16 protein-coding genes are annotated in these 16,391 nt (G+C 52.3%); 9 read left to right on the top strand and 7 right to left on the bottom strand.

The features are described 5' to 3' along the window. Positions 1-1,258 (bottom strand): phage integrase SAM-like domain-containing protein (locus tag VGM48_RS13620; protein WP_331579960.1); only part of this gene is annotated, 1,258 nt, incomplete at its 3' end. Between the two features lie 339 nt (positions 1,259-1,597). On the opposite strand from VGM48_RS13620, the gene VGM48_RS13615 reads away from it, so the two are divergent. Further along, positions 1,598-3,232, top strand: a complete 1,635-nt coding sequence (locus tag VGM48_RS13615; RefSeq protein WP_331579958.1) for a T9SS type A sorting domain-containing protein — start codon at positions 1,598-1,600, stop codon at positions 3,230-3,232. Positions 3,233-3,240: 8 nt separating this feature from the next. Here the strand turns inward: VGM48_RS13615 and VGM48_RS13610 are convergent, their stop codons facing one another. Continuing rightward, entirely contained in the window at positions 3,241-3,510 is a 270-nt protein-coding gene (locus VGM48_RS13610; protein ID WP_331579956.1) for a hypothetical protein, read from the bottom strand. A 232-nt stretch (positions 3,511-3,742) separates the two neighbouring features. Here VGM48_RS13610 and tig point away from each other — a divergent pair, with 232 nt between their 5' ends. The 5 genes from tig (at position 3,743) to VGM48_RS13585 (ending at position 8,349) form a co-directional block, all read left to right on the top strand. Further along, on the top strand, positions 3,743-5,122 hold the full coding sequence (gene tig / locus VGM48_RS13605) for a trigger factor (protein WP_331579955.1): 1,380 nt from the start codon (positions 3,743-3,745) through the stop codon (positions 5,120-5,122). A gap of 172 nt (positions 5,123-5,294) precedes the next feature. Continuing rightward, on the top strand, positions 5,295-5,987 hold the full coding sequence (locus VGM48_RS13600; protein WP_331579954.1) for an ATP-dependent Clp protease proteolytic subunit: 693 nt from the start codon (positions 5,295-5,297) through the stop codon (positions 5,985-5,987). Positions 5,988-6,035: 48 nt separating this feature from the next. After that, positions 6,036-6,674, top strand: a complete 639-nt coding sequence (locus VGM48_RS13595; RefSeq protein ID WP_331579953.1) for an ATP-dependent Clp protease proteolytic subunit — start codon at positions 6,036-6,038, stop codon at positions 6,672-6,674. 212 nt (positions 6,675-6,886) lie between these two features. Then, entirely contained in the window at positions 6,887-8,122 is a 1,236-nt protein-coding gene (clpX, locus tag VGM48_RS13590) for an ATP-dependent Clp protease ATP-binding subunit ClpX (RefSeq protein ID WP_331579952.1), read from the top strand. 50 nt (positions 8,123-8,172) lie between these two features. After that, complete coding sequence (locus VGM48_RS13585) at positions 8,173-8,349, top strand: hypothetical protein (protein WP_331579951.1); 177 nt, start codon at positions 8,173-8,175, stop codon at positions 8,347-8,349. Between the two features lie 44 nt (positions 8,350-8,393). On the opposite strand, the gene VGM48_RS13580 is transcribed toward VGM48_RS13585, so the two are convergent. The 5 genes from VGM48_RS13580 to VGM48_RS13560 all read right to left on the bottom strand — a co-directional run bounded on the left by VGM48_RS13580 (position 8,394) and on the right by VGM48_RS13560 (position 13,406). Continuing rightward, positions 8,394-9,536 (bottom strand): acyl-CoA dehydrogenase family protein, encoded by a 1,143-nt coding sequence (locus tag VGM48_RS13580; protein ID WP_331579950.1) that lies wholly within the window; start codon positions 9,534-9,536, stop codon positions 8,394-8,396. 276 nt (positions 9,537-9,812) lie between these two features. Continuing rightward, a complete protein-coding gene (locus VGM48_RS13575; RefSeq protein WP_331579949.1) occupies positions 9,813-10,511 on the bottom strand; it encodes an outer membrane beta-barrel protein in 699 nt (232 codons plus the stop codon). Between the two features lie 82 nt (positions 10,512-10,593). Then, the gene (locus tag VGM48_RS13570) at positions 10,594-11,313 is read right to left on the bottom strand and encodes an MBL fold metallo-hydrolase (RefSeq protein ID WP_331579948.1); all 720 of its coding nucleotides are present in this window, start codon (positions 11,311-11,313) and stop codon (positions 10,594-10,596) included. Between the two features lie 112 nt (positions 11,314-11,425). After that, positions 11,426-11,704, bottom strand: a complete 279-nt coding sequence (locus tag VGM48_RS13565; protein ID WP_331579947.1) for a hypothetical protein — start codon at positions 11,702-11,704, stop codon at positions 11,426-11,428. A gap of 139 nt (positions 11,705-11,843) precedes the next feature. Continuing rightward, positions 11,844-13,406 carry a response regulator gene (locus tag VGM48_RS13560; RefSeq protein ID WP_331579946.1) on the bottom strand — a complete coding sequence of 521 codons (1,563 nt, stop codon included), beginning with the start codon at positions 13,404-13,406 and terminating at the stop codon, positions 11,844-11,846. A gap of 173 nt (positions 13,407-13,579) precedes the next feature. On the opposite strand from VGM48_RS13560, the gene VGM48_RS13555 reads away from it, so the two are divergent. From VGM48_RS13555 to VGM48_RS13545, 3 genes are all read left to right on the top strand, one after another. After that, positions 13,580-14,830, top strand: a complete 1,251-nt coding sequence (locus VGM48_RS13555; RefSeq protein WP_331579945.1) for an HD domain-containing protein — start codon at positions 13,580-13,582, stop codon at positions 14,828-14,830. Between the two features lie 2 nt (positions 14,831-14,832). Next, positions 14,833-15,879, top strand: coding sequence for a UDP-3-O-(3-hydroxymyristoyl)glucosamine N-acyltransferase (gene lpxD, locus VGM48_RS13550; RefSeq protein ID WP_331579944.1), 1,047 nt, complete (start codon positions 14,833-14,835; stop codon positions 15,877-15,879). Positions 15,880-16,116: 237 nt separating this feature from the next. After that, the gene (locus tag VGM48_RS13545) at positions 16,117-16,383 is read left to right on the top strand and encodes a hypothetical protein (protein ID WP_331579943.1); all 267 of its coding nucleotides are present in this window, start codon (positions 16,117-16,119) and stop codon (positions 16,381-16,383) included. The last annotated feature ends 8 nt before the right edge of the window (positions 16,384-16,391 follow it).

Here is a 16,391-nt window from a genome sequence, read left to right as displayed (position 1 = left end):
GGGTATTGAGGTTCTCATGACCCAAAAATTCTTTAATAAAGTGGGGCGTCGCCCCGCCTGCCAATACTTGGTTGACGGCTGCCTTTCTGGTAAGACCTGTGGTAGCAATGGGTGGCATGCCGAGTTCATTACATATACGTTTCATTCGGGCATTAATTCGCTTTATCACCCGTTTTATGGTATGATGAATTTCGACGGTATTCATTTCCTTGCTGAGTATTGGGAAAATATAATTATCGGGAGATTTGTCGTTAGTTCCCAGATAATTCAGTATATCCCGCAGGTCATCCGAGATAAATACATCAATGGAGTCTTGCTCTCCTTTTGCCGTCAACTCTGTTTTTGCGCGTTCAAAAACGATATAGTTGCCCTGACAACAATCCCATGTCAGAAGTAATGCGTCTTTCATGTTCATCCCATTCCCGAGATAAAGAAATTTCCAGTACGCAACTGCTTCCCGCAAATCACAATCGTCTGATTGATAGAAATAGACTGCAGCCAATTGCTGGGGTGTTAAAAACTTTTTTCTTTTGGCAGGCTTAGCAATGACATATTTATATCTACCGAACGGGTAATATTTTTTCTTGTCGATTATCCCTTTAGCATCCGCATAGTTGAACATTGCCCTTAAAGTCCGGAGATTTATTCCTACATAAGATCGGGAATTGCCCTTTTCTTTCTGCGATCGCTCATACTGTTTTATAACAGACACACTAATCTCGCCAAATTGCTTCAACCCCCAATAGGATTTTAATGAATAGTACGCCGCCTGGTATACCTGGGCGGTCCCGACGCTCCCTTCCTGGAGCAGGTCTTTAATTTTCATTACAAATACATCCAGAATGGAACCTTTTCCGAGATCTTCGTCCTTTAGTATGTATACTTTTCTCAAAAAGGGGGTGAAATCGAAGTTGTCCGCCGGAGCCGATCCCCCTTTATTTGTTCGCTTGCGTGCCCTTATTAACGGGTTGCCCTGTATAAACAGCTGTTCAAACCGATTGAACGAGAATATTTCCAGGCTTCGTGCAAACTCACGGGCTTTGTCCTCCAGTTCCTGGAGCTTATCTCTCTTCTCACGAAGACCAGCGCTAATGTGCGGCTGTTTCAGCTTTTGCCACTCCTCCAATGTCATGTCATAAATGGTACCATAGGTGTTCGGAACGTCATTGTAGTCAACATACAACTTGACTGGATAGGTTCCGTGCTTGATTTTGAGTCTCCGGGTGTCGAGGTCCACGGCGAATGTTGGTATTGTCATATTTGAACGTTTTGTGATGTTTACGAAAGTACTCCCACAAGAATTTGCTGGAAATTTGCTGGCAACCAGCAGTTAATTGAGGTTTCTCAACGTCCAAATAAAGATACCGAACAACGCTTTAACTATTTGAAATCAAGTAGTTAAGTAAAATAAGGTTAAATAAGATTCAACTAAGTTAAGCTGAAGGGAAAACTTAGGATCTAGCGCCGCAAGGCATGTAGGTTCGACCCCTATCGCCCGCACCAAATCTGACACTCAGGGTGTTATGTACATCTAACCTGATTGGGGTATTGACGTAAGGTCGATACCCCTTTTATTTTGTCGGTAAAACCGATCGACATGTGCATACGTTTACTCCTCTTCGCCCTCATTCAGCTGACCGCTTCGGTGCTTTTCGCCCAGGCCGGCAGTCTTGACAATTCCTTCGCCGGCAACGGCAAGAAACAAACCAACACCGGCGGCAGCGCGGTAGCAGTCGCCGTTCAACCCACGGATCAGAAGATCCTGGTCGCCGGCGGTACCACCGTGGTCCGGTATACAACCACCGGCACGCTCGACAACGCCTTCGGCAGCGGCGGAATAGCCACCCTCGATTTTGGCAACGCCTTTGTCAACATCCACGCAATGGCGATCCAGCCCGACGGCAAGATCGTACTCGCGGGTACCTATCAGGCCCCTACTGGTCAGGCCAACCTGTTCGTCACCCGGCTGACGACGACGGGTCTTGTCGACGGCAACTTCAATAACATCGGGTTCAACACCGTTCCCCACTATAATCAGGTTTCCGGCGCAATGGATGGCGCAACCGCCGTAGCGATCCAACCCGATGGAAAGATCGTCGCCTGCGGCGAGTATTATGATGAAACGACCGGCGTCGATAACAAGCGGGGACCATTTTATTTGGGTGTCGTACGCTTTACCGGTACAGGCCAGCTGGATAACAGCTTCGCAACAGGTGGACAGGTGATCACCTACCCTGGAAATAAAAAGACCGCTCCCACGGGCATAGCCATCACCCCCGCCGGAAAGATCATCGTTTGCGGTTACCGGATGCGCTGGTTGTTGGATAACACGATTACCCCCGATAGCGTCCTGGTGGCGCAGTATACCAGCGATGGGGTTTTGGATGCAGCCGCCTTCGGCACAAACGGCACGGGCGGCTTTGCCCGGTACACGGTAGGCAGTGACTACGACTGTCATGCCAACGCCATCACCCTTCAGCCGGACGGCAGGATCCTGCTCGCCGGCTACTTCGCCAGCGGCGGCGTACACCCCAATTTTCTCGTCATGCGGCTCAACACCAACGGGACCCTCGACAACAACTTCGCGGGTAACGGGAAGTTGGCCGTGGGCTTCGGCAATCAGGATTTTGCCAGCGGCATCGGCCTCGAACCGGGCACCGGGGCGATCGTCGTCGCCGGCATTACCGAACCGTCAGCCGGGAATCAATTCGCGGTTTGCCGGGTCTCGACAACCGGTGTGCCGGACAACAGCTTTGGCGCCGCCGGGAAAGTAACGATCCCCTGGACAGGCTCCGCTCCGATGTCCACCACCGGCACGCTCGCCATTCAGTCCAACGGCCGCATCGTGGTCACAGGCACGGCACGGACAGCGCCGCCAAACAACGTCCCCTATATGGCAACCATCCGGCTGTTAAGCTCGGGCTCCGGTTTTACCATTCTCAGCGATTCACTCGCCGTGACCCGCACCGCCGCCGGTTTTTCCACCGACAACCGGGCAGGTATCAAGCTCTACCCCAACCCCGCCGCGACGGAATTGGCCGTCTCAGGCCTTTCCACCGGGGAGCCCGCATTGCTCACCGTGACGGATATGGCCGGCAGGACCCTGCTCCGGCAACGAACCAACGCGGGAAATATCCTTCTTGACATCAGCCGGCTGGCGCCTTCCTCCTACTTCCTGACCGTCACCGGCACGGCTAACCGCCAAAGTTTTCCCTTTGTCAAAGTACCGTAAGGATAGAACTATCTCCCTCTTGCTGCCCCGGCACCGGTGGAAGCGGGGGCGATGGAAACGACCTCCCCTTTTTCATCGAGCGTCTCGATAAGCGGTTTATTGTCTTCGTGAAGCCGCTGTAGCGAATCGAAATAGTCGATCTGGTTCTGCAGCGTGAACCGGTCACTCAGGTCCCAGATCTTGAACCCATAACTGCGGGTAAGATGTTCTGCGCAGTCCTGCCGATATTGTATCTGCATGATCTGGTCGTTCTTGTACTGATCGCATCGGGTCGGCATTCGTATCCAAATAGGTCTTGCCGGTGCTTTTCCGGCGATTTACCCCCCGCCAGGTGGGCATCCTTTCGATCGGCCTCCTGCTGACGGGGGACCTGGGGGCCACCGGGCCGGCGCTGTTCACCTATTGAGGGATCGTAGGCGTGCTTTGCGTGCTGGCGCTTTTTGTACTCACCTGGCGGATCGCGCCCAAAAAAACCGTACCTTTGCCCCCCGATTTAAATTTAAAGTAACTATGGCAACAGTAACAAGGGAGAATATCGGACTGCTGACCGACAAGATCACCGTCAGCGTCTCAAAAGGCGATTACCTGCCTTCTTTCGAGAAATCTCTGAAACAATATGGCAAGCAGGCAAATATCCCCGGTTTCCGGAAAGGGATGGTACCCGCCGGCCTCATCAAGAAGATGTATGGCAACTCCGTCTTTACCGACGAAGTGCTGCGGACGGTGGAAAAAGAGCTCACCACTTATATGTCCAACGAAAAGCTGGAGATCTTCGCCCAGCCGCTCCCGTTGCCGGATAATGATTCCCGGCAGATCGATATCAACCATCCCGCCGACTATAGCTTCGCCTTTGAGATCGGCCTGAAACCCGCTTTCGCCCTCGCCGACCTGGGCTCCGCCCGGCTGACCCGGTTGAAAGTGGACGTGACACCGGAAATGATCGACGAAGAAGTAGAGCGCCAGCGTACCCGCAATGGCAAAATGACCGACCAGGAAGCCGTTGTCAGCGACGAGAACGTGCTCAATCTGCAATTCACGGAATCGGATGCCGAAGGTCAGCCCGTCGAAGGCGGCCTGCAAAAAGACAATTCCCTGCTGGTAAAATATTTCAACGAGGCCACCCGGCCCAAATGGATGGGTCTCAAAAAAGACGACTTCCTGATCCTCCAGCCCGCACAGGCCTTCGAGGTAAAGGAAATGGAATGGGTGTTGAATGACCTGGGCCTCGACAAGACCGACCTCGCCGCCGCCAATAAATATTTCAAGGTAACCATCACCAAAGTCGGCCTGATCGAAAAACCCGAGCTCAACGAAGAGTTCTTCAAGACGGCCTACCCTGCCAGGGAGATCGCCACCGAAGCCGCTTTCCGCGACGCCGTAAAGGACGATATCCAGGCTTACTGGGATGGCCAAAGCCGCAACCAGCTTCAGCATAGTCTTTATCATGTACTGCTCGAGCAGACGAAGATCGAGTTCCCCGAAGATTTCCTGAAGCGCTGGATGCAAACGGGCGGTGAAACGCCAAAGAGCCAGGCCGAAGTGGAACAGGAGTTCCCCTCCTTCGTGAACCAGCTGAAATGGACCCTCATCGTGGACAAGGTCGTTCGCGAGAACAATATCGATGTAACGCAGGACGATATCCGCGCCTTCGCAAAACAACAGCTGTTCGGGTATATGGGCATGCCCGTTGGTGCGGACGAGCAGCCTTGGGTAGCCGATTATGTCAACCGGATGATGCAGGACCGGAAGTTCATAGAGGACACCGTCCATCGCATCCAGACCGAAAAAGTCTTCGGCTGGGCTGAAACCCAGATCAATCCTACCGACAAACCCGTTAGCATGGCCGAGTTCCAGCACGAGGCGGAAGAACATCAGCACCATCATCACTAGAGATAAAGATCGTAAGCCCCGGCTATTCGCCGGGGCTTTTTTTATGGATCCCGACCCCGCGGCCTGCTAAACTGTCAGTTTTTTGGCAATTTGAAAGTTTGGACGGAGATTTGAAAGGAAGATTTCTGTTCAAACGGATAGAATTGGCATTAAATCATTGAAAAATAAGATTATGAATCCTGCAAACGAATTCGAGAAATATGCTGTGAAACACCGTGGTATTTCCAGTAACACGTTAAACGACTACAACAAATACGTTGTCACAAACCTTACCCCCAACATCATTGAAGAACGGCCGATGAATGTGGCCGTCATGGACGTCTATAGCCGGCTGATGATGGACCGCATCATCTTCCTCGGCTACCCGATCAACGACGAAGTGGCCAATATCGTCACGGCCCAGCTTCTCTTCCTCGACAGCACCGACCGTCACCGCGATATCCAGATGTACATCAACTGCCCCGGCGGCAGCGTATATTCCGGCTTGGGTGTCTATGACACCATGCAATACGTGACCCCGGACGTAGCCACCATCTGTATCGGCATGGCCGCCTCGATGGGCCAGGTACTGATGTGCGCCGGCACCAAGGGCAAACGCACCGCGCTCAAACATAGCCGGGTGATGATGCACCAACCCAGCGGATCCATCGGCGGACAGACCTCCGACATCGAGATCACAGTCAACGAGATCAAGAAACTGCGCAAAGAGCTGTATGAAATAACGGCCTTCCACACCGGCAAGACTGCCAAGCAGGTGGAAAAGGACAGCGATCGCGACTACTGGCTGACAGCACAGGAAGCAAAAGACTACGGCCTGGTAGACGAAGTGCTGATGCTCAACCCCAGAAAAGAGACCAGGGAATAGCCACCGGATTGAATCAAATAAGAAAATCTAATCTGTAAAAAAATGATCATGAACTATTCAAAATATATGTTGAACCCTACCCGCCTCGACGACGAACCCGATGAAAAGGACAACAAGGACGACAAAGGCCCGGAGCTGGGACTGCTGGCCAAAAAGATGGAGAAATATTTCTTCGAATCCCGGAGCGTAGAGCTTTGGGGGCCTGTGGATGACAAGTCCGCCAGGGACATCGTCACTAAGTTGAAACTGCTCGAAGCAGATAAGCCCGGCGAAGAGATCAAGTTCTTCATCAACAGCCCCGGCGGGGTCGTAACCTCCGGTTTTATCATCTATGATACCATGAAGATGATCAAAAGCCCCGTCAGCACGATCTGTATGGGTCTGGCAGCCTCGATGGGGTCGATCCTTCTCAGTGGTGGGGAAAAAGGCCGTCGTTTTGTCTATCCCCTGTCCGAGATCATGATCCATCAGCCAAGCCTCGGCGGATATATGCAAGGGGTTAGTATCGACCTGGAAATTACCGCAAAACAAACCCGCCGGGTAAAGGACATCAGCGCCCGGATCCTCGCCGAAAATTGCGGCAAGAAGTTTGAACAGGTAATGAAGGACTTCGACCGGGATTACTGGCTGGATGCCAAAGAAGCGCTCGAATATGGTATTGTTGACCATATTTTTGAAAAGCTATAGACCAACCATTTGGTTAACAATAGATTAACAATATTGGAAGATAGAAAACAGTCCCGAAGATATCGGGCTGTCCCCTGAAAGCTTGGCTTTCAGGACATAATAAAAAAAGAGGCCGTCTATTTTTAGTTTTAGGCGGCCTCTTTTTCCTCTGCTACTGGGAGAATCCAAATAGTTGGGTAACTTTGTAGTTCAAACCTGGATAAAAAGCTATAATGGCAAAAAACACTCTGCATTGTTCTTTCTGCGGGCGTAATCGGGACGAAGTGAAGATTCTCATCGCTGGTCAGGAAGGGCATATCTGTGAAAATTGTGTGGAACATGCTCAGGAGATCATCCAGCAGGAATTGATGATCCGGGAGGATTCTACAGGCAGCAGTGCCTTTAAACTGACCGTCAAGAAACCTATTGAGATAAAGCGTATCCTGGATGAGTATGTCATCGGTCAGGACGACGCAAAGAAAGTGCTTTCCGTCGCTGTCTACAATCACTATAAGCGGCTCCAGCAAAAGGTGGTCGAGAACGAGGTCGAGATCGAAAAGAGCAATATCATCATGGTCGGCGAGACGGGTACGGGAAAGACGCTGTTGGCCAAGACCATCGCCCGCCTGTTAAACGTCCCGTTTGCCATCGTGGATGCCACGGTATTCACCGAAGCGGGTTATGTAGGGGAAGATGTCGAAAGCATCCTGACCCGGCTCCTGCAGGTCTGCAACTACGACGTCGCCGCTGCCGAACGCGGTATCGTTTATATCGATGAGATCGATAAGATCGCCCGGAAAGGGGATAACCCTTCCATCACCCGCGATGTAAGCGGAGAAGGTGTACAGCAGGGCCTGTTAAAGCTGCTGGAAGGCACCGATGTCCTGGTCCCCCCGCAAGGCGGCAGAAAACATCCCGAGCAAAAGCTGATCAAAATAAACACGCAGAATATTCTCTTCATCTGTGGCGGCGCCTTTGACGGCGTGGACAAGATCATCGCACGCCGGATCAACACCAATGCCATCGGCTTCAACGTCAACAAGGAACAACAGGAACAGGCAAAAAAGAACCTGCTCCAGTATGTGAATGCTCCCGACCTGAAGTCCTTTGGACTGATCCCCGAACTCCTGGGACGACTTCCCGTCGTCACCCATCTCGATCCCCTGGACAAAACGACCCTACGCTCCATTCTCACCGAACCCAAGAACTCGCTGATCCGCCAGTACAAGAAGCTGTTCGAACTCGAAGGCATCCAGCTGAGCTTTGACAACGAAGTGCTCGATTTCATGGTGGATAAGGCGGTTGAATACAAGCTGGGCGCCCGCGGGCTCCGGAGCATCTGCGAGAGCATCCTCACCGACGCGATGTTCGAACTGCCCTCTGCCAAAGAGGACAAGTTCCATCTCGACCTCGAGTATGCGCAAAAGAAGTTCGACAAGAGCAAAATGAATTTATTGAAAGTAGCTTAATAAGTGCGACCTGCCTCCCGGCGGGTCGTTTGCTTTAAATCCAACTGTTTATGGACGAATTGATCCGTCGGCTGATGGCCCAGGGCCTCACAGAAGAACAGGCCTACAAAGCCGTTGAAGTGATAAAAGATTTTACAAAAGAAAAATTCCCCCTATTTTCCGGCGCTATCGATAAGCTGTTCGATAAGTACAGCCCCAAAACGGACGAGGATGATTTCATGCCCTGAGCCGCCCGCTCTGATCCGCCCTTCGGCCCCGATCCGCCGGGCCTCTAGTCTTTCAGCACCTCCCGCGCGATAACGATCTTCTGGATCTCGCTGGTGCCTTCCCCGATCGTGCAAAGTTTGCTGTCACGATAGAATTTCTCCACCGGGAAATCCTTCGTATATCCGTAGCCGCCAAAGATCTGCACGGCATCGGTAGCCACACGCACGGCTACTTCGCTGGCGTAGTATTTGGCCATCGCGGACTCCCGGGTCACCGGCAGATGTCTATTCTTCCGGTCCGCCGCCTGGAAGGTCAGCAGTTCGGCCGCGGCGATCTCCGTAGCCATATCGGCCAGCTTAAAGGAGATTCCCTGGAAGTTGGAAATAGGCTGATCGAATTGATGCCGTTCTTTACTGTACTGCAGCGCAGCCTCGAATGCGCCCTTTGCGATACCAAGAGAGAGTGCGGCAATGGAGATCCGGCCGCCATCCAGAACGGCAAGCGCCTGCTTGAAACCATCCCCCACCTCGCCAAGCCGGTTCGCATCGGGAACCCGGCACTGGTCGAAGACCATCTCGGCCGTTTCGCTTGCCCGCATGCCTAGTTTATTCTCTTTTTTCCCGCCGGTGAAACCGGGGGTCCCTCTTTCGACGATAAAGGCGGTGGCATTGTTGCGGGCCCGGGCTTCACCGGTACGCGTCACGACGACGGCGATATCGCCGCTGATACCATGCGTGATCCAGTTCTTAGTCCCGTTGATCACCCAATGGTCGCCGGCTTTTACCGCCGTGCAACCCATATTGCCGGCATCGCTGCCGGTATTGGCTTCCGTGAGTCCCCAGGCGCCAAGCGCCTCGCCCGTAGCCAGCCGGGGCAGGTATTTCTTCTTTTGACCTTCGTTGCCAAAGGCAAGGATATGCCCCGTGCAAAGGGAGTTGTGGGCAGCCAGACTAAGCCCGACAGCGCCGCAAACCGCGGAGATCTCGCGGATAATGGTTACATATTCGAGGTAAGACAGGCCGGAACCGCCATATTCTTCAGGCACGACGACCCCCATCATTCCGAGGCGGCCCAGTTCCTTAAAAACCTCGTGCGGGAAGGTCTGCTTTTCGTCCCATTCCATTACATAGGGTCTGATATACTGATTCGCAAAATCCCGGGCCGTTCGGCCCACTTGCTGGGTGAGTTCATCTGTTGCAAATTCCATCTGGCATCATTTACGTTTGCTGAAGGCTCCGGTTTTTAAAAAACCCGGCAACAACTTAAGGTCATAGCCGGGTGAGCACTGGCAAACAATCGTTATCGAGGGCAAAGCCCACTTCGGTGGTAAGCGTCAAAAGACAAGGGCAAGATAGCACCAATTTTTGATAAATACTAACGAATGTTAGTTTATAGGATAAAAAAAAGCCCCACTTGCAGTGGGGCCCCTGAGGTAGGGATCAACTAAATGTGATAGTAAGGGTACTTATGATGGCCGAAAATTCTAGTAGTAATACCGGTAATACCGGGGCCTGGGCCTCCTGCCCGCAGGCCGGTACCTTTCCTTGGGAAGCACCCGGCCCAGCCCGATGATCAGCCCGCCACCAAGCGAGAACTGGTAGATCGAGGAATAGGTATCGAGACCGCCGCCACTGCCGTATGGCGACAGGAAGAAACTGCTGCCCGCACCATCCACCGGCGAGAGAAGCTGCGCCTTCAGCTGGATGCCCACCCGGGGCGATACATAGATGTTGGTGCCCAGTTGAAAGCCCACGGCGAATTTTGTGTTGCTGGCATAACCCGAAGCAGCGTCCGGTGTCAGAATGGCCGCACCAAGCAACGCCCCTACAAATGGGCGAACGGTTGACCCCGGGATGCCGAACGACTCTATCGGTCCGGCCATGATATAATCTAGCTTGAGATTGCTCGATCCGATAGGACTGTAGTCGCTGCCGTAGTAGTAGAGGCCGGAAGTCGTACTCATATGACTGTAAAGAACTTCAAGACCAAAGCTGCGGCTGACGTTGAATTTAATCGATCCGCCGAAGTTGACCCCGTCATCGATCCGGCCAAAGGTGTTGTAGAAATCGGTACGGCTGGCAAAGGTATAGCCTACGGATGGGATGAACTCCACCGAGGTCTGGGCATAGGCCCCCACCGACAAACAGAACACCGCGGAGAGAACAAGGGATATCTTTCTCATACATCGAGTTTATGAGAGGTATAGACGTTAAATGGTTTATAAGGTTTAACGCCGCCCGTGCGCGCATCCAAAGTGTTTTTTGTTAAGGAATGGTGATCGTCAGCCCGTCGTAGGCCAGCTGCATGCCTGGCGGGAGGGTGGGAGTGACATCGGTGTACTTTCCCAATTGATGGCTGATATGCGTAAACCAGGCCTGCGGAACGCCCAATTGCCGCACCTCATCGATGGCTTCGGTAAGGGAGAAATGCGAGAGATGCTTTTCATGCCGCAGTGCATTGAGTACTATCTGTTCACTTCCCCTGATCTTTTCGCGTTCGGCCTCGTCAATTCGATTGGCGTCGGTGATATAGGTGAAATTGCCGAATCGAAATCCCAGCACCGGCATCTTCAGGTGCCAGACCTGGATGGGAGTGATGGTGATGTCACCGATCGTGAACGGGTCTTTGTCGATGCGGTTGAGCCGGAGATCCGGGATCCCGGGATATTTCATATCCGCAAAGGCATAAGGGAATTCTCTTACGATCGACTCCTGCGTCATTTCATTCGCGTAAAGGTTCATGGCCCTGTGCTGAAAAAAATTATACGCCCGGACATCATCCAGCCCGGCCAGATGATCCTTGTGCGGATGGGTATAAACGACGGCATCGAGCCGGCGGACTCTCTCCCGCAACATCTGATAGCGGAAATCCGGCGTGGTATCGATGACAATGGTCGTGGTGGGTGACTGGACAAGAATACTGGAGCGGAGCCGTTTGTCTCTGGCGTCAGTAGAGGCGCAAACTTCACAGGGACATGCTACCATGGGTACGCCGGTGCTTGTGCCCGTACCCAGGAATGTGATTTTTAATGACGGGATGTTCACCCGATAAAATTACGAAATCAACGGTAAGAAAAATCATTAAGCAAATGCCGCTCTATCCTTCACTTGTCGCATGGGCCGCCGCAAGCACCTCTTCATAGATCCGGCGAACTTCCGGGCTGAAGTCCTCGGGGACGACCCTTAATTGGGGAATGATGTCGATAAGCGTGCTGATCCGGCCTTCCAGTTGCAGGAATCTGTTAAGCACCACTACTTTTCTCTGTTCGAGGATACAATAGCCGCTCTGGAAATTACCTCTCTCATAGCGTACGATGTACTCTGCCTCGTCCAGAACCCGTGCGATCTTATCGAGTGTCGTTTGTGTATACTTCATACGGAATTATGTCTGACCTTACGGTCGAGCCGCTTGAAGCGGCTCAGGTGTGTAAAGTTACTACAATACGGTGGGCGGGGGGAATCGGCCCGTTCGATTTTATCCACAGGAACCGGGCCGATGTGGACAATAGGGCCGGTTAGCTACCCTTGCTGGTCATTCTTATTACGGGAATGATCATTTCTTCCAGGCTGACGCCGCCATGCTGGAAGGTATTCCGGTAATAATTGACATAATAGTTGTAATTGTTGGGATAACAAAGAAACCCCTCGCCGCGGGCGAAAATAAACGACGAATTGACGGTCGGCACCGGCAATCCCGCCTCTTTCGGGTCCCGGAAGGCAAGAACTTCCTTGGCCTCATAATTCAGGTTACGGCCGTGCTTATAGCGCAGGTTGGTGGTCGTCTGCTTGTCGCCGATCACCTTATAAGGCGTTTTCACCCGGACACTGCCATGATCCGTCGCCAGGATCAGGTTGATCTTCTTGTCCGCGATCTTCTTCAACGCGGAATGAAGGGGCGAATGCTCGAACCAGGAGGCCGTTATGCTGCGATAACTGATCTCGTCGCTCGCCAGCTCTTTCAACACCTCCATTTCGGTGCGGGCATGACTGAGCATATCGACAAAATTATAGACGATGATGTTGATGTCATTGTTCAGGAGGTTGTGGATATTGGCCACCAGCTCCTGCCCCGCCTGGTAGTTGAGAACCTTGGTATAGGAGGATCTCAGATTGTCTTTTTTCAGCCGCTTGAGCAGGCCGCGAAAGAACTCTTCCTCATGCAGGTTCTTCCCACCTTCTTCGTCATCGTTCTTCCATTGAGAAGGAAATTGCTTTTCGATGTCGATCGGCATCAGTCCTGAAAAGATCGCATTGCGGCTGTATTGCGTAGCAGTTGGCAGGATGCTGTAAAAGCTGTCCTCCTCGAGGATCCGAAAGCTCTCCGCAAAGATCGGCTGAATGGCCTTCCATTGATCGATGCGCAGGTTATCCAACAGAATAAAGAAGGTGGGCACCCCTTTCTCGACATGCGGCAGGACCTTGAACTGAAAAAGCGAATGGGACATGATCGGCCCTTCCGAAGATTTTGGATGCACCCAGCTCGCATAGTTCCTGGAAATGAATTTGAAAAACTCGGTGTTCGCTTCCTGTTTCTGGGATTGCAACACTTCCCGCATCTCGGGACTGTCCGATTTCTCCATTTCCAGTTCCCAGTAAACAAGTTTCTTGTAGATATCCATCCATTCGTTGTAGTCCGGATTGCTGTTCAGCGCCATAAAGAGATTGCGGAATTGTTGCTGATACGCAGTGGTGGTTTTTTCCGCAACAAGCCGTTTGTTGTCGATGATCTTCTTCAGACTGAGCAGGACCTGGTTGGGATTGACAGGCTTGATCAGATAGTCCGTTATCTGACTGCCGATAGCGTCATCCATCAGATTCTCCGTCTCGTTCTTGGTGATAAGGACGACGGGCGTCTGCTGGTTGGCCTCCTTTATCTTGGCAAGGGTCTCCAGACCCGTTATGCCGGGCATGGTTTCGTCGAGCAGCACGACATCGATAGGGTTTTCCTTTACGAAGTCGATGGCATCGAATCCATTGGTCAGCGCGGTTACTTCATATCCTTTGTTCTCAAGGAATAAGATCTGGGATTGGAGGCTTTCGATCTCATCGTCGACCCAGAGTATTTTGGCTAGTGGCATATCCCACAAACTACAATTTCCCGGCCAATTTTAATTACATTTGAAGATTGTTTAGTTCCGTTTTAACAAAACCCTAAGCCGCAGGATGCGGCTTGTCCACAGGACAGACAATTAGCGCTTTGTGGGAGATGCGCTAATTTTCAGGAAGCGTATCTCCCGCAAAAATCACAGGAATGGCCCAATCTTCGCGTAAGATCATCAACGACCCGGTATATGGCTTTATTACGTTGGATCATCCGGTATTGCTAAGCATCGTCGCTCACCCCTGGTATCAGCGGCTCCGGCGGATCAATCAAATGGCATTTGCACACCTCGTCTATCCGGGCGCCGTACATACCCGCCTTCATCATTCTCTGGGCGCTTATCATCTGATGTGCTCCGCGGTAAGTGAGTTGCAACGGAAAGGATTCGCCATCGATGAAGAAGAAGCGTTGGGTGTGAAGATCGCGATCCTGCTCCACGACATCGGTCACGGCCCGTTCTCGCATGCACTCGAGAATGTGCTGATCCGCGGTGTTCATCATGAGACCCTATCCCTCGAGATCATGAAAGTGCTGAACAAGGACCTGGATGGACAGCTAACGCTGGGGATCGATATCTTCACCGGCGCCTATCCAAAGAGATTCCTTCATCAACTGGTGTCGGGGCAGTTGGATATGGACAGGATGGATTATCTCACGCGCGACAGTTTTTTCACCGGTGTTTCCGAAGGCGTCATCGGCTATGACCGTATCCTGAAGATGCTGACGGTGCGGGATGGCGAGCTGATGGTGGAAGAGAAGGCCATCTACTCCATCGAGAAATTTCTCGTCGCCCGCCGGCTGATGTACTGGCAGGTCTATCTGCACAAAACAGTGGTCAGTGCCGAGAAGATGCTGGTAAGGATACTGGAAAGGGCAAGACAGCTGGTGATGCTTGGCGCCGACGTTCCTGCCTGTTCCCCCGTGCTGGACTTCTTTCTGCAGCACCCGCAGGCCCCGGCAACCGACACATCCGCCGGCCCGGCCGGATGGGATGTAAATGCAAATTTGGATAAATTCTGTCTGCTGGATGATTTCGATGTCATGAGCACGATCAAGGTGTGGATGTTTCATTCCGACATGGTCTTGTCCCTGCTCTCGCGAAGCCTGATCGACAGGCGCTTGCTAAAAGTCCGGTTCCAGGCAACCAACTTCGATGAAGAGTACGTACAGGAGGTGAGAAAGACAGTGGCGGCAAAACTGGATATCCCCATTGAGGAGACCCGGTATCTCGTATTCACGGGCGAAGCGGTGAATACCACCTATAATTCACTGGACGAGAAGATCAATATCCTTTTCAGGGATGGCTCGGTAAAAGATATTTCCGAGGTGGATAACGCGCTTATCAGGCAAACCCTGACAAGCACGGTGAAAAAATTTTATATTTGCTATTTGAATACCTAACTATGCAATTCTCTGCTGCGCAAATAGCCCTGCTGATCAACGGAAAGACAGAGGGAGACACCAATGCTACCGTAGGCTCTTTTGGGAAGATCGAAGAGGCCGGCGCGGGACAACTCGCCTTTCTGGCCAATCCCAAATACGAAGAGCATTTATATACCACGCAAGCATCCGTGGTCATCATCAATGACGCACTGGAATTGAAACAGCCGGTGAAAGCCACGCTGATCCGCGTCGCCGATGCCTATTCGGCCTTTGCCAGTTTATTGACAAAATACCAGGAGATAGAAGCACAGCAGCTGATGGGCATCCAGGACCCTTCCCACATCGCTCCCACTGCAAAGGTCGGCGAGAAAGTGTTCATAGGTGCTTTTGCTTATCTGGCGGATGGCGTAGTCATCGGCAACAATGTCAAGATCCATCCGCAGGTCTACCTGGGCAAGAATGTCCGCGTCGGCGATAATACCGTTCTGCACCCGGGCGTAAAGATCTATCACGATTGTGTCGTGGGTAAAAGCGTAACGATCCATGCCGGCACCGTCATCGGCGGCGACGGATTCGGATTTGCGCCTCAGTCCGACGGCAGCTTCAAGAAAGTGCCGCAGATCGGTAATGTGGTCATCGAAGACTTCGTCGAGATCGGCTCGAACGCTACGATCGACCGGGCAACGATCGGTTCCACCATCATCCGCAACGGTGCGAAACTGGATAATCTCATACAAATTGCCCATAACGTCGAGGTAGGCCATCATACCGTCATCGCCGCACAGGCCGGGATCAGCGGCAGCACCAAGATCGGCAGCGGCGTGATGATCGGCGGCCAGGCCGGACTCGTCGGCCACCTCCAGATCGCCGACGGCGCCCGGATCAACGCCCAAAGCGGCGTCACAAAATCCATCAAATCCCCCGGCGGCGTCGTAACCGGCACCCCCGCCCACGGCTATACCAGCGCCCTGCGCAGCCAGGCCCTCACCCGCAATCTGCCCGAACTGGAAAAGCGGCTCAAAGAACTGGAGGAGCAGATCAAGCTCCTGCTGGCGGAAAAGGTCTGACCTTTCTCCAAAAAACACTGCGGTCTTTTTCGACCATTCTCAATTTTGTTCTTATCTTTAGGGACAGGTAACAAGTTTACCCCTTCTCGATCTGGAATTCTGAGAAAATTCGCAATCGTGAGAGAAGGTAGCCCATTTCCTAATTGGTAGGGTTGGGCTCATTTCTGTCTCTCTCACGCACGGCCGTCTCAGAGCCTCCGGATGGGGAGCAGGGTGAGCTACAACCCTACCAATTTTATGCAACAAAAAAGATCCCGCCGTTCCAAAACAAGCGCCTGCGTCCAGCTGGCGATCATCCAGTTTCTGGTGCCGATATCCTGTGACTGTTCCTACAGCAATCCCGGATGCTGTCTCGAAAAATATCTGTCGCAAAAACAGGCGCCTAAAAAGAGAAAGCCGCCACGGAAAAAGAAAGTCCCCGCACCCAAAAAGCAGACCCCTGCAATGAAAAAAAGCATGGTCATCTCCCGAACCTATAAGAAAACGGTAAAAGAGCGTTATTGATGCATCTT

Source organism: Puia sp., from assembly GCF_036500295.1.
Lineage (GTDB): Bacteria > Bacteroidota > Bacteroidia > Chitinophagales > Chitinophagaceae > Puia.
Note: the sequence above shows the minus strand (reverse complement) of the source record. Positions and strands in the feature narration are given on the sequence as shown.